Genomic DNA, 15,321 nt, shown 5'->3' on the forward strand with positions numbered 1-15,321 from the left:
AGAACTGGGTAACGTTGGGCTTGCTGCCAGCAATTATCAATAATCTTACCGCGATCCTTCTTTCTATTAGCCTTTAAATTGAAATACCAAATCACTTTATCGATGTCTTTTTAGCGATCAAAACTGCCAAAATTAACCCTAATACGACGAGTGTAGATGCGATCGCTGGTATTATCCATTGATTTTCTGTTGGCTGTGGTTGTGATGGTAACTGCGCTACAGTTGGTGATGGAGAAGGCGCGACTCCTGGTGCAACATTAACGTCATAACTTAATTCAAAAGCTTGAAAACTTCCTGCAACTTTGGGAGAACCAGTGAACTGCAATCGATAAGCGCCAGATTGCGGAAAAACGATTTCAGCAGCAGGAATATTCTGAAAGCGTTCTGCTGAGATGGATTTTAAAGGTGGTTCTAGTAGCGGCTGAGATGACGATGATTCTGAATAAACGGCTAACTTGCAATCGCACTCAGCTAAAGGAATAATTTGTCCTCCCTTACGAGTCAGCGCAAACCAAGTCAGTGAAGATTCTCCAGCACGCGGATTATCATTTGGTTCGATATGTAAAGTTGCACCAACATCCGCAGCAGTTTGAACTTTGTGAGCGAAAACAGGTGATGCGATCGCCAGCGAAACTACTACAGCAAAACTACTGATTGTGGCGTAGCGGGGGAGCATAAAACTTCTCCAATGATAATATTGACCAAAACCAACGCGATCGCACTAACAATACTCCTAGTGTTAGCAAGCCTAAACCAGCGACAAATAGATAATTACGCCACGTCTGTTGCAAAGTTCCTAAATAATGCGATCCAATCAGCACGACATGAATTGCGCATAAAACTAAAGCTGGAACACTTAACAAGTGAAGTTGTCGCCAGTGCTTACCCAAAGTTTTTTGCAGACGATCAAAACTCGTAAAAGCTGCTGGAGTTATTAATAGTAAAGCCATTATTCCACAAGCGATCGCAAATTGATGCTGTGGCAACATAAAAAATACGGCTTGCCAATTCCAACCCAAGGTATGCTGAATTGTGTGACCAACATGAACAAGTGCTAACACAAACGCTCCTACCCCCAAAGTCCGACGATATTTTAGGGGTTGCGCCCACACACGCCGTATCGGACGCGCAATCAACGCCAGCATCAAACACAACAATGCACCATGACCTGTAATATAAATTAACCCGTGACCATCACCCGTGCGCACCAGTGTCAACACGCCGATAAAAATCGTCAACCAACCTGCTAAACGATACAACTGACTGCGCTGATTTGTACCAATAACCGCAGTCGAGACACCCACACCTAACATCGTAGGTACTGTACCCAAACCAAAAGCAAACAGGATTGCCGCCCCACGCCAAAAACTTCCAGTTTCGGCAGCTTTAATTTGCGCCGCATACAAAAAACCACATGGCATTAAACCCCAAACAATCCCCAAAGCCGCTGGCGTCCACCATTTAGTATGAAACGACAGCCTTACCATCGCTGCACTTAAGCGATTATGCAAATTTCCCTGAGTTAACGGATGCAGAAACGGCAGACGCGGTAAAAATTGCGGTTTAACCTGAACAATGCCAAACCAGATCAGCATCAACCCTGTCAAAATGGCAATTCCTTGACGTAGCCAACTACCATCCCCCGCCATTTGTCCGCCAGCAATTAGAACAGAACCTAAAGCCCCAATTCCGGCACCCACCAAGGTGTAACTTAGCAATCTACCCAAATTTAGTAAGAGATGAAATGTAAACTGTTGCTGCCAAGGGGGAAAAGTTTGCTGCTGCGTCAATGACAATGAAAACGCTGTCGTCAACGGCACACACATTCCTACACAGTGCCCAAAACTCCCCAGAAATCCCAGGGTTATCATTAACAACAGGTCAACCATTAAATCATTTTTGCGATTGAGTCACTCCAGGAACATTAACAACTTCAGTATCAGAAATTCGCTTGCCATTATGAGCTAGAGCCATGTGGTTATTAGCATTTAAACTGACTGTAATTTCGTTTCTTCCTGGTTGTAAATTTTCCAAATAGTACCAAGAGCTATATAAGCGTGTAAGTTTTTGGTTATTAACATAAATGTGTCCGTGACCTTCTCCAGGTACAGCTACTGTATTAACTCTTTCTGGTGCAAATTTAAAATTAGTTACTTTAACTTCTAAGTTATAGCCTTTCATGGTATCTTTATGCACTACTAAGTCAACTGTTGGTACAGCTTGTCTTGAAGGAATTTCCATGATTTGATCGTGGTTATCCGCATGATTATGGCTACTGGGGCTATGAGATATAACACTTTGCGGTTCTATATTTTGGATATTATTACTAATACTAGTGAAATCAAATAATGTAGCTAATGTAATTAAAAAGTTGGAAATCATTTTTGAGAGAAAAACTCAACTAATTAGCCTAGAATAAGGTACTTAGACTGATACCAATTATCTAAATTCTGACAACAAATCCAAATCAAAAAAACTAGATAGGAATTGAAGCATCTTGATAATAAATTAGTATTAATTCAACACTTATAACAATTGCTCAACTTTGTCAAAAGACAAGCTGTCATACTTGTTGGGATTAAACTAAAGCAAGGCAAAGTTCACGAAAGCGATCGCCTCTTTGTTCAAAATTTTGAAATTGGTCAAAACTAGCACACGCAGGCGACAGCAATACAACACGCGCATTCGTTTGTGGAGCTAATTCAGCAGATCTTGAGACAGCCCTTTCCATAGTTTCGACGATTTCGTATTTAGAATATCCTACAGTTTTCAATCGTTGAGCAAAAGTAGGTGCAGCATCGCCAATCAACAAAACTGCCGCAGCTTTTTCTTGAATTGTTTGTAGCCAACTTGTATCATCACCAGCTTTCGCTTCACCACCAGCAATCAAAATCACAGGGCTAGCTACCGCAGATAAACCAACTTGTGCCGCATCATAATTAGTTGCTTTACTGTCATTAATAAAATCAACTCCGGCAACTGTACAAATGTGTTCCAAACGATGCGGAACACCAGGAAAATTAGCAATAGCTTGAGCGATCGCTTCTTTATCAATTCCCGCTAACCGTGCGGCTGCTACTGACATCAAAAGGTTTTGGTGATTGTGTTCTCCCACCATGCGTAACGCTGAAACTGGTACAATGCGATCGCCTTGAAACACAACCCAACCATCTTCTATATAAGTTCCTTGGGTATTTCCAATTAAATGCGCCTTTCCTTTAACACTCGTCCAATAGGCATCTTGCCAATTTGCGCCAACTTCTCTTAAATACGCATCATCACCATTGAATACTTGTAACTCACTTTGACGCAAAAGACGCGCTTTAATATTGTAGTAATTCTCCAAAGTGTAATGACGACTGAGGTGATCCGGTGTAAACGTTGTCCAAACCCCAATGCGAGGCGCGATTGAAGACGAAGACTCAATTTGATAGCTACTAATTTCTGCAACTACCCAGTCAAGCGGTTTAGCTGATTCTAAAGCTAATTCACACGCAGCATAACCGATATTGCCACACGCGGGAGCATTCCAACCTGCGGTTTGAAAGATTGCTGCAATTAATGCCGTCGTTGTTGTTTTGCCATTTGTCCCTGTAATTACTACCCAAGGACACGATTGTAGGTTACGCCAAGCTAATTCCATTTCACCAATTGTTTCAATACCTTGCTCGCGCGCTGCAACTAATGCTGGAATATCCCAAGGAACCCCAGGACTGACAACCACAAGTTGGGTTGAACCATCAGCGTCGGGATGCCAAGAATAACCAACTTTAACCGTAATTTCTTCACGTTCCAGTCGCGGTTGTTCTGGTGAAGCAGCAGAACTGCGATCGCTTAATGTTACCTCCCAACCTTGCCGTTTTAACAATCGTGCAGCGGCAATACCGGATTTTCCTAATCCGATGACATGAGCATTCGGCATAAATTGAATGGTAATCCAAACTCAAGCAACCTTATCTTACAGTTTCTGTTGCACTCATTCTTCCCATGCAGCTTGAAAAAAATCGCGTTCGCACAACATAGCATAGCGGTATGTTGAGTGTACTAAAGGTGTCATGCTGGTATAGCGATCGCATAAACTTTCTAACTGCACAGCAAGTTGCTTAAACTCAGCACTACTATAAGTCCGAATCCATTCACTATAAGAATGTTCTGCAATGCCATTTTGAGCTAGCTGCTGTCCTAAAAAACCGTATAAAACCATACAAGGCGACATTGCTACCGCAATCAACCCAACATCGCTACCCCAAGCAGTTGCCAATAAAAAATCTGTATAACGCCGTGTTGCAGGTTGTGGTTCTACATTGCGCAAGTCAACATCCCAAGCTGTTGCATAACTTTCGTGCAAACGCAGTTCTTCTAACACGCCATTCGCGAGATTATGAAAAATACTGAATCCTTCCCAATCAGGTGCTTTTGCGGCTGCAATACTATAAGCACGGGCAAAAGCTTCTAAGAAAAAAGCATCTTGTCCTCCATAAAACGCAAATTTATGTCGTGCCAGCGTACCATTAGCAATACCTTGGACAAACGGATGTTCTAGACAAGCTTGAGCTAAATCCTGGTTTGCTTGCCACAATTGAGCAGATATCATAAAAAATATTAGGTAATAAACGTAACTGAAAAGCTGGTAACTGGTAATCGGTCATTGGTAATTGGTCATTGGAAAGTATACCTATTACCTATTACCAAACAACCACTTAAAACAAAAATCTCAATAAAACAGAACCTACTGCTCCTAAAAAGTTCATAAAATTTGGTTTACTTTTTGGTAGAGATTCACTCGGAGGATTTTCTAACTCGGTAATGAAGATTTGTGTTGTTTGTAACCCATCGTTATTAGCTTGCGCCGCAAAAAGTTTTTCGGCTTGTTTAGCATCTTGAAGCGCACCAGGGCGATCGTAAAGTTGGTAACGCGCCACACCCCTTGCCAGATACGCCGCAGCATAATCAGGTTTAATACTTAATGCTTGATTGAAGTAAGCGATCGCACCTTCTGGATCTCCTTTCTTACCTTGCACGACACCCCAACCATAAAAATCTTCTGCATTCCCTATTTGCGGTGGTATCCCTACTGCACCTTGCAAATTAGCACCACCCAACTGCGCACCAGTTAAATTAGCATTTACTAAAAAAGTATCTCGTAAGTCAGCCGCACTTAAATCCGAACCACTCAAAATAGCACCACTTAAATTAGCGCCAAATAAACTTGTACCAACAAGATTTGCCCCAACCAGGTTTGCACCGCTAAGATTAGCACGGCTGAGATTAGCACCACTTAAATTAGCGCCACTCAAATTTGCACCCGCTAGATTAGCCAAAACCAAGCCAGCACCCTTCAAGTCACAGTTTTGGCACTCTTTTGTTGATAAAAGTTGTTGAATTTGCTCGGTATTAGCTGATGCAGGAAGTGTGACAGAAATTGCGAGCAGTGTAGTAATTGCTATAGGAGAAGCTTTCATCAAAATTGGGATGGCAGAGATTAACTATGCGGCTTGAGAGTTATCAAACACGCAACAACTGTAGAGTAATTTTTCTAAGCTTAATGTATCAGTTAAAAAATTGGTGTAAAAACCGTGCAAATGCGGAGACAAAGGTGCTAAATCAATTGCAATAGCCCAGTTTTTCTACTTATATTATTTTAAATTAGGATACCTAGCAACTAAAGTTGCAGCTTGGCAGACAAATTCCAGATGGTGCATAGACTAATTGAGCAGAGTTACTTTAGGTACAGAAGAGAATAAAGAATTACAAATGTTCCGAATTGGTATTGCCTTTCTTGGTCAAGCACTGCGGTAGTCTAGATCAAGTGATTTAATTCTATGCTGCTACAACGCAACGCGCTGTCAGACATTTAAATTTTGAATTTTGAACTGCTTATATGTCCCCCAACGCTTCTCCCACAGTTTCAACTTCTACTCGCACAATCCGTATTGGTTCGCGTAAAAGTCAACTTGCGCTAGTACAGACTTATTGGGTGCAAGAACAACTACAAAAAGCCTTTCCCGATCGCACCTTTGAAGTTCACACGATGTCTACTCAAGGTGACAAAATTTTGGATGTAGCTCTTGCTAAAATTGGTGATAAAGGATTATTTACCAAAGAACTCGAAGTCGGAATGCTACAGCATGAAATTGATTTTGCGGTGCATTCGCTCAAAGACTTGCCGACGAACTTGCCTGAAGGCTTAATGCTAGGGGTTGTCACTGAACGTGAAGATCCCGCTGATGCATTAGTTGTACATGAAAAGCATAAAGATAAACAAATCGATACATTACCCGCAGGCGCAGTTGTTGGAACTTCTTCTTTACGACGTTTAGCACAGTTGCGCCATCACTTCCCGCATCTAACTTTTAAAGATATCCGAGGCAACTTAAATACTCGTTTAGCCAAACTCGATGCAGGCGAATATGACGCAATTATTTTAGCCGTAGCAGGGTTACGACGTTTAGGAATGGGCGATCGCATTCACCAAATTTTACCCGCAGAAGTTTCGCTACACGCTGTTGGACAAGGTGCGCTAGGCATTGAATGTCGTATTGATGATACTGAAGTGTTGTCCTTAATTAAGGCAATTGAACACGTACCCACACGCGATCGCACATTAGCCGAACGAGCCTTTCTCCGCTCTCTCGAAGGCGGTTGTCAAGTCCCTATCGGTGTCAACACTCAACTCGACGGCGATACTTTAACACTAACAGGTATAGTTGCAAGTGTAGACGGCACAAAGTTTGTCAAAGACACCGTAACAGGTAGCGCCAGCACTGCCGAACAACTAGGAACTGAATTAGCCCAACGCCTTCGTCAACAAGGTGCACAAGAAATCTTAGAAGAGATCTTCCAAACCGTGCAACGCGGATGAAGAAAGCAGGGGAGACTAGGAGTTATGAGTTCTCAGTGTTGAGTGTTGAGTTAAACAGGAGTATTCAGCTAATCGTACGAAGGTTGTGTATTCTTCAATTCAAAATTCAAAACTCAAAACTAACCACTCGCCCCACACTCCTCACCCCTTACATTTATTACCCTTGCCCGTTATCATGATCTCGACGCAATACAAATAGGGGACATAGAAATTAAAATGCGAATTCTGTTTGTTGCCGCAGAAGCAGCCCCCATCGCCAAAGTCGGTGGAATGGGAGACGTTGTTGGTGCTTTACCCAAAGTGTTAAGAGCAATGGGGCATGATGTTCGGATATTTATGCCATACTATGGCTTCTTGCCCGACAAAATGGAGATTCCTAAAGATCCAGTTTGGCATGGTAATGCGATGTTTCAGTCATTCGCAGTTTACGAATCTGTCCTTCCTGGTACCGATGTCCCCTTGTACCTATTTGGACATCCAACGTTTTCACCCCGTCGCATTTATTCTGGAGAAGATGAAGACTGGAGGTTTACATTCTTTGCTAACGGTGCAGCGGAATTTGCTTGGAACTATTGGAAGCCTGAAATTATTCACTGTCACGACTGGCATACTGGGATGATTCCTGTGTGGATGCATCAATCTCCAGATATCTCGACAGTGTTTACTATTCATAACTTAGCGTATCAAGGACCGTGGCGCTGGTACTTAGAAAAAATTACTTGGTGTCCGTGGTATATGCAAGGACACAACACGATGGCAGCTGCCGTACAATATGCCGATCGCGTCACGACAGTTTCTCCTACCTACGCGCAGCAGATTCAGACAGTTGAGTATGGTGAAACGTTAGAAGGCTTGTTGTCGTTTATTAGTGGTAAGCTATCTGGCATCATCAATGGCATTGATACCGAAGTTTACGATCCAGTCACCGATAAATACATTGCTCAAACATTTACCACTGATACATTAGACCAGCGCAAGGCAAATAAAGTCGCAATACAAGAAGAAGTCGGTTTAGAAGTTAATTCGGGTGCTTTTTTAATTGGTATCGTTACGCGGTTAGTCGAACAAAAAGGTATCGATTTGATTTTACAAACGCTCGATCGGTTCTTGGCTTATACTGATACTCAGATTGTCCTACTAGGAACAGGCGATCGCTATTACGAAAGTCAATTGTGGCAAATGGCGTCACGTTTTCCTGGTCGGATGGCAACCTATTTACTCTATAACGATGCTCTAGCACGACGCATTTACGCTGGTAGTGATGCGTTCTTGATGCCAAGTCGTTTTGAACCTTGCGGTATTAGCCAGATGCTTGCGCTTCGTTATGGCTGTGTGCCAATTGTGCGCCGTACAGGTGGCTTAGTTGATACCGTATCGCACCACGATCCTATTAACCATGCAGGTACAGGCTATTGCTTTGACCGTTACGAACCTCTAGACCTTTATACGTGTATGGTACGAGCTTGGGAAAGCTTCCGCTATAAAGAATACTGGCAAGCCCTACAACAACGTGGAATGAGCCAAGATTTCAGTTGGACAACATCTGCAAAAGATTACATCAAGTTGTATAAATCAATGCTTGGTTTGCCAGAGGAGGAAGTCATTGAACCAGATACTAAAGATTCTGACTCCAAAGAAGAATTAGCTTCTGTTGCTGCGGAATAAAAGCTTGGCGAATGAATTCGCTGCTAGAAAAACTAAGTCCACCTGCGTGGACTTATCAACAAAACTCGCACTTAAGAGTGTCCACTCGTCAGGCTTTGATTTGGAGTTGGGGAACCTCCGCACCGCAGTGGTTCCCGCGCGTGAGAGCAACTGGCGTGGATTTAGGGGCTAGAGAGGCTACAGTTACTTAACGATTTAACCTGGATTAGCTAATGGCTAATTAAACACAGGCAATCCTGCTAGCGCCATCGCGACTTCTTCAGCATTGTATTCCGTATCGCGGAGTAACCCAGCTTGGTAATCCATATAAGCTTGCATATCAAAATGACCGTGACCGCAGAGATTGAATAAAATAGTTTTACTCGTTCCTTCCTCTTTACAGCGCAACGCTTCATCAATCGCAGCTTTTACCGCATGATTCGCTTCAGGTGCAGGAAGAATACCCTCAACCCTTGCAAATGTAAGCCCCGCAGCAAAACAACTAAGTTGTGGTTCTGCACGAGTTTCAATTAGTCCTAATTCGACAACATGACTCAGTAAGGGAGCCATGCCATGATACCGCAATCCGCCAGCATGAACGCCTTCGGGCATAAAAGAATTACCTAAGGTGTGCATTTTTACCAAGGGAGTTAGATGCGCTGTGTCGCCAAAATCATAGGTGTATTTACCCTTGGTGAGTGTCGGACAAGCTGCTGGTTCGACTGCAACAAATCTGATATTATTTTGCTCGCCGCGTAGCTTTGCCCCGATAAATGGAAAAGCGATTCCTGCAAAGTTACTTCCACCACCCGTACAGCCGACAACAATATCAGGATAGTCTCCAGCTTGTTCTAACTGGGCGATCGCTTCATACCCAATAACAGTTTGATGAAGTAGTACGTGATTCAGGACGCTACCTAAAGCATATTTTGTTTGCCGATCCTGTACAGCTTCCACAGCTTCACTAATCGCAATCCCCAAACTACCGTTGCTTTCAGGATACTGCGCGAGAATTTTTCTACCTGCTGCTGTTTCTTCACTAGGACTTGCAATGACTTTGGCACCATAAGCCTCCATCAACGCCCGCCGATAAGGTTTTTGTTGGTAGCTGACTTTCACCATATACACCACTACCTCTAACCCAAATAACGCCCCAGCAAAAGCCAGCGACGATCCCCACTGTCCTGCACCGGTTTCGGTTGTTAAACGTTTGACTCCGGCTTGTTTGTTGTAGTATGCCTGCGCGACTGCTGTATTCGGTTTATGGCTACCCGTAGGGCTAACACCTTCGTATTTGTAATAAATTTTGGCAGGAGTATCGAGGGCTTGTTCTAAACGTCGGGCGCGATAAAGTGGTGTTGGTCGCCATTGACGATAAATCGATTGCACTTGTTCAGGAATCTCGATCCAACGTTCTTGACTCACTTCCTGCACGATTAACTCCATCGGAAACAGAGGTTCAAGATCGCTAGGAGTAATTGGCTGCCCTGTTCCAGGATGTAAAACAGGTGGCATTGAAGTCGGTAAATCAGCTTGAATGTTGTACCAAGCTGTCGGCATTTGGTCTTCTGTAAGCGTATATTTAATTGTTTCCATTAGTGGTTTTGTGGTAAGAAGCCACACATTATATCGGAAACGCACTTAATAATCTAAGAAGGTTTCACATTTGGTGAAGCGCGATCGCACTTTGGCATTTTAAGAGAAGCTTGAGCAAAAGCTGTGGTTTCTAGCCGCTAAGCTGATGTTTTAAATTCACTAACCGTAGCTATAGATTCTAATATTTTAGATTCTTTTTTTTGAGCATCGTACAAGTTACAAGCTGTTTGGAGATTAAGCCAGAACTCTACAGAAGTACCAAAAAATTTAGCAAGTCTTAGCGCTGTACTTTCTGATATACCTCGCTTTTCATTGACAATTTCATTGATTCTTTGATAAGACATCTTCAGCTGATTTGCCAATTCTTGTTGGGTGATGCCCATAGGGATAAGAAACTCTTCTTTGAGAATTTCTCCTGGATGGGTAGGTGGGCGGTTTGCAGGAATACGCATAAGTTGTTCTCTCGTTTTGCCAATTAGTGATAATCTACTATTTCAACTTCCTCAGCGCCTTGTTCAGTCCAAACAAAGCAGATGCGGTACTGGATCATTAATTCTGATACTATGCTGTCCAAGGCGATCGCCACTCAGGGATTCTAAGTAGTTTTTTGGCAGAACCCTTAAATCATTCAGATTCGCAGCAGCATCTATTGCATCTAGTTTCCACCTTGCTACTGCTAACAAATTTTGAGGGCAGACTTTTCTAGCTTTCTTTGTGTCTAACCCGTCAAACACATCCTTTGTGCCTTCGTCTTTAAAGCTTAATATCATGTATTACATTAACACGGATACCATGCTAACGCAGTGAGCTAAGCTTCTACAATCCGTATCAAACCCGTTCAAGAGACTGGTGTGGTTTTTGTGGCAGTTCAACTTGGATTGTGTCGCCAGGTATTACCACGCCACCGATGACAACAATGCCCATGACTCCGGCTTTACGAATAAGTTTGCCATGTTCGTTGCGTCCTAGAACCGCAGCCATTAATCCCGCCTGAAATTGCTCTAACTGCGCGCAAGGATTTCGCAAACCCGTCAATTGAACCACTGCTGTATTACCCAAGTACAGCCGTGTATCCACTGGTAAAGCAAGCAGATTGATACCGCGTGTCGTAATATTCTCTCCCATTTGTCCGGCTGATACAACAAAGCCAGCAGCTTGCAATTCGTCGTGTAGTTCAGCATGAATTAAGTGAACTTGGCGTAAATTAGGTTGAGTTGGATCAACTGCCACTCGCGATCGATGCTTGATCGTCTTGCCCATGTGTGAATCACCTTCGACACCAAACCCTGCTAGCAGCTGAATACTTTCCTGATTTTGCTTGCTGAAAGTATGTGTTGCACTGCGGCTGACTGCTAACACTACACCATCCATTTCTACACAACCTCATTGGTTCTTGATCGCAGCTTATACTCGATCTCTTTTTTTTGTAATTTCCTTCCCTAGCGGAGTGTGTTCTAATATTACTGCGTTGGATTACTCACAGTAACCAATCAAACAATGCTTTCACCGATAAACTAAAATCTTGGGCAAATGCTGGCATAGGTAGATGAATCTCTGGTTTATCAAAAACATCTGTCGGTTGATCAGATCGATAAACAAACACCGATCGCTCTTGAGGATCGATTAACCAACCCATCTGCGTGTTATGTTTCAGACAGTGCAAAAGATTCTTTGTGACTTTCGTTTGACTTTGATCTGGTGACAAAATTTCAATTACCCAATCTGGTGCGATCGCAAACACACTAGCAACTCCACCATCTTCCTTGCGTGGAATTCGATTCCAGGTAAACACTGCAATATCTGGAACAATCGAGCGATCGCCAAAAGTACAACGCAGTTCAGAAAATGCTCTAGCAACACGTCGCGGCTTGAGTGCTGCATTAATTGCAGTTGACAACTCAGTTTGAATCGCGCTATGTTCTCCCTGCGGCATTGGCTTTTGAACAACTTGCCTATTAATATATTCGCTAGCAGGTTCTGTTTCTGGCAGTTGAAGGAACTCTGCTAGTGTCAAAGCTTTATTTGGTGTTTGTACCATACAGATCACCTGCGATTGCCACCACACCTCCTAGCTTAATTGAGTCACAACTTGATTTACTTTTGGTCTACCAAAACGTTCCCACGCATTCCCACCGCGTAAGAATAACTCCATCCATCGTACTGGCTTACCGTCATTTCCTTGCCAACCGGAACTCCCTGGTGCAAAAGCTAAAGTACCTTCAGGAACTCTAAAACTGCCATCAGAATAGACCGCGTCACTTACAACATCGCCGACGCGAATGATAACTTTATCTTCTGGATTGAGATTGACACTAGACGCAGGAATTGTAGTTTTAATATTACCGTAGCCATCAATCCACGCAACGCGATCGCTTGGTGCATCAGGAATTTGCTCAGAACTTATCTCATCTCCCAAAAGGCTGAAATCATTTTGAGCGATCGCTGCTGCGGCTTGCGGAAAGACGTCTCGCGAACGAAACTGCGATCCTCCACGCGAAACCTTGACTATTTGAACAACTTGTGAATGATTCTTGATAAAAGATAGTGTATATCCAGCATTAACACCGACAACTTTCACCCCATTTTCTAGCAAGGCATAAGTTAACCCTTCCCCTTCATTGTCTAATCTTGGTTCAGACTTGTCTTGACGAGGTGCGCAATTATGATAAACTAAACGTTCTTGTGGACCAGGATTAAGACCAAGTTGCGCTACCCAAAACCCAGTAGCTAAGGTGCTAAAGGGAGGAACAGACAATAAGCTAACTTGCGCTTTGGGTAAAGCTAACAATAAACGTTGAGTTACTTCAGCAAAAGCTGGATCGCCGTTTCCGTAATCTGCAATTAAGCTAATGAGCATAACGCCAGTTCATAGAGGCATGATTAGTCTAGACGATATTGCCTCATGTTTAAACTTATTTTCTAGAGTTCTTTAGCTTTGGTGACAATCAAGGCGTTCTACTTAGCAAAAATCAGAGCTATTACTTGAGAAGAGCTACAACCTAAGATAGAGCTTGTTAGCAATTTCTCGCTCAAGCGATCGCAATTATCCCTAATCTCTATCTCTTAAATTCTTTCTTTCGCTGGATCGTTGCTGAAATATTAAGACTTAAAATCGATTTACAAAACACGTCTTCATGGCTTGGTATCAATGAATGGTAGTACTCTATTACTACCGTTGCTGATCCCTGTTTATAGAGTTATCCTCTATAAGGCGATCAATCTTTATTGAAGTGCAACGCTCGGGTTGTACGTTAGAAGTCCATAACGCACAAAACATAGAGCATTGTAAGTTTTCTATACTATTAAAAGACGACAGAAACAACAAAATCTATGAGCAACATCCAAGAACAAATCGAACAAGAAAGAGAGCAAGCACGTTCTATCTGTGACACCAGTGGTGCTAGTTCTGGTGAATGCGCTGCAGCCTGGGATGCTGTAGAAGAACTACAAGCAGAAGCCTCTCATCAGAAGCAAACTAAACCCAAAAATTCTCTTGAACAATACTGTGATGAGAACCCAGAAGCTGCTGAATGCCGCATTTATGATGAATAAATCATTAATCAAGCGTAGTTCTGTACAACGTGCATAATGTACAATTCACAAGGACACTTGACAAAGTGTCCCTTTTTATTATTTTTCTGAAATTAGATATCATAGCTATCTAATTGAAGATTAAAAAAACTGATTTGCTAAATCATTGTTTCTTATTACTGCATCGCAAAAGAATTTTTTACTGCCTAAATCATCTGAGTTATGCAAAATGAAGTTTGGTTACGTCCCCTAGTTTGGATGGACTATCGTTTAGCCGTACTATTTACAGTTCTTGTTCCTTTGATATTGCTTGTATGGGCATTTGTCCAAAAAGCTGAAGCAATCCAACGCCTATTAACTATTTATTGGCGTGTATCAAGCCTCCTCGCAATCACTGTTTACCTCCTAATTGCAGCAATACCAGTAGGATATATCTCAGGGACAATCGCTCGAGTTCTAATTCCTATTGCACTCTGGTTTTGGATAGATCTTAATGAAGAAATTGACGATCAACCAAGAGGAATATTAAAACTCACATTTAATTCTTGGCGCTGGGCTATGACTATATACAGTGTATTAGGAGCGATCGCTAGCATACCCTTTCTTCAATGTGCCTTTTCTAGAGAAGCCTTAGCTACTCCTTTGTGTACAATACTAAGAGAGCCACCTTTACTTTTCAGAGAATACTTTCATGCTAATTCCACGCCTCAATTCCTGGGCTTTTTAGGCGTAGTTGGTTTAATCTTTTACGTTATTTGCTTAAGCTATTTTGTGCTATTTAAACTAGGTAAACAAGGACGTTCTGCTTTACCGCAATAATGAGGGTTGAAGTTACTTCAAGCAGTGCAGAGGTGAAGAGAGTATTCTTGATTTTGGGAAACTAGGAGACTAGAAGTTATCAGTTCTAAATGAGAAGATTCAACTCAAAACTAGCCATTAACTACTCTTTTACTCGCTCCTAGTCCCTCACTTGTGAATTTTTCTAGCACGCAACACTTTCAAGTCATGATGAATGATTCTGTAGAAAAGCGCTTAGAACAATATACTGCAAAGCGACCTCAAGAAGTATTGATTGTAACAGCAGACATCTTTGGAGAAATAGACCAGATTGCAATATTTAAAGGTTTTTCTAGTTCATTAATGCGTGCAACAGCATTTGATCCAGAAATACCAGTGCTACCAGATGATGCCAAAATTCTTGCCATTGATAGAGTAGCAAGTCCCTATAATCCTCAATCACCAAATTATATCCAGCAAGGACTTACGTGGAACAGCATTCAATCACTTTTGTCAGAAGTTGGAGTTTAAAGTCTTAGATTAGTAACTAGCATTAATTTATTAGTATCTAAGTTAATTAAACGCAGGGTAGCCGTCCTTGCTGTGAAGCGTGGGTAGATAAGATACTTCTATTAATTGATCGTACTTAGCACCAACTAAGGAAACAACAATTTAATACTGGAACAGTGCTAAATTATTTGTAAGAATTTCTTTTCATATTTTTTTTGCGTCACGTCATGATTTGCACGGCGGTATTTCCTTGGCGTGCTTTGTGGTTTCCCAGACAATCTTCCAACTTAAATAAGACTGCCACAGATACTTAACTGTTTCTTCATACGTATATCTATTTACGTATTTTTCTCAGTTTGCCCTTGACGAAATCTTTGACTGCAAAAGTATAATTTATAACA

The 15,321-nt window shown here is 42.2% G+C and carries 18 protein-coding genes; 6 read left to right on the forward strand and 12 right to left on the reverse strand.

Annotated elements, in window-relative coordinates; all coding sequences use genetic code 11:
* Positions 1–91 precede the first annotated feature (91 nt).
* The 6 genes from IQ230_RS06965 to IQ230_RS06990 all read right to left on the reverse strand — a co-directional run bounded on the left by IQ230_RS06965 (position 92) and on the right by IQ230_RS06990 (position 5,462).
* Positions 92–676, reverse strand: a complete 585-nt coding sequence (locus IQ230_RS06965; RefSeq protein WP_193931319.1) for a hypothetical protein — start codon at positions 674–676, stop codon at positions 92–94.
* Positions 648–1,889, reverse strand: a complete 1,242-nt coding sequence (locus tag IQ230_RS06970) for an urease accessory protein UreH domain-containing protein (protein ID WP_193931320.1) — start codon at positions 1,887–1,889, stop codon at positions 648–650. The genes IQ230_RS06965 and IQ230_RS06970 overlap by 29 nt, the downstream gene beginning before the upstream one ends.
* Before the next feature lie 4 nt (positions 1,890–1,893).
* Positions 1,894–2,382 (reverse strand): hypothetical protein, encoded by a 489-nt coding sequence (locus IQ230_RS06975; protein WP_193931321.1) that lies wholly within the window; start codon positions 2,380–2,382, stop codon positions 1,894–1,896.
* Positions 2,383–2,578: 196 nt separating this feature from the next.
* On the reverse strand, positions 2,579–3,922 hold the full coding sequence (murD, locus tag IQ230_RS06980) for a UDP-N-acetylmuramoyl-L-alanine--D-glutamate ligase (protein WP_193931322.1): 1,344 nt from the start codon (positions 3,920–3,922) through the stop codon (positions 2,579–2,581).
* Between the two features lie 54 nt (positions 3,923–3,976).
* Positions 3,977–4,594, reverse strand: a complete 618-nt coding sequence (locus tag IQ230_RS06985) for a TenA family protein (RefSeq protein WP_193931323.1) — start codon at positions 4,592–4,594, stop codon at positions 3,977–3,979.
* A gap of 106 nt (positions 4,595–4,700) precedes the next feature.
* Positions 4,701–5,462 carry a pentapeptide repeat-containing protein gene (locus tag IQ230_RS06990; RefSeq protein ID WP_193931324.1) on the reverse strand — a complete coding sequence of 254 codons (762 nt, stop codon included), beginning with the start codon at positions 5,460–5,462 and terminating at the stop codon, positions 4,701–4,703.
* Between the two features lie 419 nt (positions 5,463–5,881).
* Here IQ230_RS06990 and hemC point away from each other — a divergent pair, with 419 nt between their 5' ends.
* The 3 genes from hemC to IQ230_RS07005 all read left to right on the forward strand — a co-directional run bounded on the left by hemC (position 5,882) and on the right by IQ230_RS07005 (position 8,718).
* Positions 5,882–6,862: a hydroxymethylbilane synthase gene (hemC, locus tag IQ230_RS06995; RefSeq protein WP_193931325.1), complete on the forward strand. Its 981-nt coding sequence runs from the start codon at positions 5,882–5,884 to the stop codon at positions 6,860–6,862.
* Positions 6,863–7,078: 216 nt separating this feature from the next.
* Positions 7,079–8,527: a glycogen synthase GlgA gene (gene glgA, locus IQ230_RS07000; RefSeq protein ID WP_193931326.1), complete on the forward strand. Its 1,449-nt coding sequence runs from the start codon at positions 7,079–7,081 to the stop codon at positions 8,525–8,527.
* Positions 8,528–8,538: 11 nt separating this feature from the next.
* A complete protein-coding gene (locus tag IQ230_RS07005; protein WP_193931327.1) occupies positions 8,539–8,718 on the forward strand; it encodes a hypothetical protein in 180 nt (59 codons plus the stop codon).
* A gap of 25 nt (positions 8,719–8,743) precedes the next feature.
* Here IQ230_RS07005 and IQ230_RS07010 read toward each other — a convergent pair whose 3' ends face one another.
* The 6 genes from IQ230_RS07010 to IQ230_RS07035 form a co-directional block, all read right to left on the reverse strand.
* Positions 8,744–10,102 carry a TrpB-like pyridoxal phosphate-dependent enzyme gene (locus IQ230_RS07010; RefSeq protein ID WP_193931328.1) on the reverse strand — a complete coding sequence of 453 codons (1,359 nt, stop codon included), beginning with the start codon at positions 10,100–10,102 and terminating at the stop codon, positions 8,744–8,746.
* Between the two features lie 137 nt (positions 10,103–10,239).
* Complete coding sequence (locus tag IQ230_RS07015) at positions 10,240–10,554, reverse strand: HigA family addiction module antitoxin (RefSeq protein WP_193931329.1); 315 nt, start codon at positions 10,552–10,554, stop codon at positions 10,240–10,242.
* Between the two features lie 63 nt (positions 10,555–10,617).
* Positions 10,618–10,872 (reverse strand): type II toxin-antitoxin system RelE/ParE family toxin, encoded by a 255-nt coding sequence (locus tag IQ230_RS07020; RefSeq protein WP_407646623.1) that lies wholly within the window; start codon positions 10,870–10,872, stop codon positions 10,618–10,620.
* 58 nt (positions 10,873–10,930) lie between these two features.
* Positions 10,931–11,473, reverse strand: a complete 543-nt coding sequence (locus IQ230_RS07025; protein WP_193931330.1) for an MOSC domain-containing protein — start codon at positions 11,471–11,473, stop codon at positions 10,931–10,933.
* Between the two features lie 106 nt (positions 11,474–11,579).
* Entirely contained in the window at positions 11,580–12,140 is a 561-nt protein-coding gene (locus IQ230_RS07030; protein ID WP_193931331.1) for a Uma2 family endonuclease, read from the reverse strand.
* Positions 12,141–12,170: 30 nt separating this feature from the next.
* Positions 12,171–12,959: an SAM hydrolase/SAM-dependent halogenase family protein gene (locus tag IQ230_RS07035; protein ID WP_193931332.1), complete on the reverse strand. Its 789-nt coding sequence runs from the start codon at positions 12,957–12,959 to the stop codon at positions 12,171–12,173.
* Between the two features lie 473 nt (positions 12,960–13,432).
* On the opposite strand from IQ230_RS07035, the gene IQ230_RS07040 reads away from it, so the two are divergent.
* The 3 genes from IQ230_RS07040 to IQ230_RS07050 all read left to right on the forward strand — a co-directional run bounded on the left by IQ230_RS07040 (position 13,433) and on the right by IQ230_RS07050 (position 14,941).
* Positions 13,433–13,654, forward strand: a complete 222-nt coding sequence (locus IQ230_RS07040; protein WP_193931333.1) for a Calvin cycle protein CP12 — start codon at positions 13,433–13,435, stop codon at positions 13,652–13,654.
* Between the two features lie 201 nt (positions 13,655–13,855).
* Positions 13,856–14,452 (forward strand): DUF3177 family protein, encoded by a 597-nt coding sequence (locus IQ230_RS07045; RefSeq protein ID WP_193931334.1) that lies wholly within the window; start codon positions 13,856–13,858, stop codon positions 14,450–14,452.
* A 189-nt stretch (positions 14,453–14,641) separates the two neighbouring features.
* On the forward strand, positions 14,642–14,941 hold the full coding sequence (locus IQ230_RS07050) for a DUF7734 family protein (RefSeq protein ID WP_193931376.1): 300 nt from the start codon (positions 14,642–14,644) through the stop codon (positions 14,939–14,941).
* Positions 14,942–15,321: the final 380 nt, after the last annotated feature.

Origin of the sequence: Gloeocapsopsis crepidinum LEGE 06123, assembly GCF_015207655.1 — a bacterium.
Lineage (GTDB): Bacteria > Cyanobacteriota > Cyanobacteriia > Cyanobacteriales > Chroococcidiopsidaceae > Gloeocapsopsis > Gloeocapsopsis crepidinum.

Excerpts from the sequence above, each read along its gene's own strand:
- IQ230_RS06965 (WP_193931319.1), bottom strand. The coding sequence starts at position 676 with ATGCTCCCCCGCTACGCCACAATCAGTAGTTTTGCTGTAGTAGTTTCG.
- IQ230_RS06970 (WP_193931320.1), bottom strand. The coding sequence starts at position 1,889 with ATGGTTGACCTGTTGTTAATGATAACCCTGGGATTTCTGGGGAGTTTT.
- IQ230_RS06975 (WP_193931321.1), bottom strand. The coding sequence starts at position 2,382 with ATGATTTCCAACTTTTTAATTACATTAGCTACATTATTTGATTTCACT.
- murD (WP_193931322.1), bottom strand. The coding sequence starts at position 3,922 with ATGCCGAATGCTCATGTCATCGGATTAGGAAAATCCGGTATTGCCGCT.
- IQ230_RS06985 (WP_193931323.1), bottom strand. The coding sequence starts at position 4,594 with ATGATATCTGCTCAATTGTGGCAAGCAAACCAGGATTTAGCTCAAGCT.
- IQ230_RS06990 (WP_193931324.1), bottom strand. The coding sequence starts at position 5,462 with ATGAAAGCTTCTCCTATAGCAATTACTACACTGCTCGCAATTTCTGTC.
- hemC (WP_193931325.1), top strand. The coding sequence starts at position 5,882 with ATGTCCCCCAACGCTTCTCCCACAGTTTCAACTTCTACTCGCACAATC.
- glgA (WP_193931326.1), top strand. The coding sequence starts at position 7,079 with ATGCGAATTCTGTTTGTTGCCGCAGAAGCAGCCCCCATCGCCAAAGTC.
- IQ230_RS07005 (WP_193931327.1), top strand. The coding sequence starts at position 8,539 with ATGAATTCGCTGCTAGAAAAACTAAGTCCACCTGCGTGGACTTATCAA.
- IQ230_RS07010 (WP_193931328.1), bottom strand. The coding sequence starts at position 10,102 with ATGGAAACAATTAAATATACGCTTACAGAAGACCAAATGCCGACAGCT.
- IQ230_RS07015 (WP_193931329.1), bottom strand. The coding sequence starts at position 10,554 with ATGCGTATTCCTGCAAACCGCCCACCTACCCATCCAGGAGAAATTCTC.
- IQ230_RS07020 (WP_407646623.1), bottom strand. The coding sequence starts at position 10,872 with ATGATATTAAGCTTTAAAGACGAAGGCACAAAGGATGTGTTTGACGGG.
- IQ230_RS07025 (WP_193931330.1), bottom strand. The coding sequence starts at position 11,473 with ATGGATGGTGTAGTGTTAGCAGTCAGCCGCAGTGCAACACATACTTTC.
- IQ230_RS07030 (WP_193931331.1), bottom strand. The coding sequence starts at position 12,140 with ATGGTACAAACACCAAATAAAGCTTTGACACTAGCAGAGTTCCTTCAA.
- IQ230_RS07035 (WP_193931332.1), bottom strand. The coding sequence starts at position 12,959 with ATGCTCATTAGCTTAATTGCAGATTACGGAAACGGCGATCCAGCTTTT.
- IQ230_RS07040 (WP_193931333.1), top strand. The coding sequence starts at position 13,433 with ATGAGCAACATCCAAGAACAAATCGAACAAGAAAGAGAGCAAGCACGT.
- IQ230_RS07045 (WP_193931334.1), top strand. The coding sequence starts at position 13,856 with ATGCAAAATGAAGTTTGGTTACGTCCCCTAGTTTGGATGGACTATCGT.
- IQ230_RS07050 (WP_193931376.1), top strand. The coding sequence starts at position 14,642 with ATGAATGATTCTGTAGAAAAGCGCTTAGAACAATATACTGCAAAGCGA.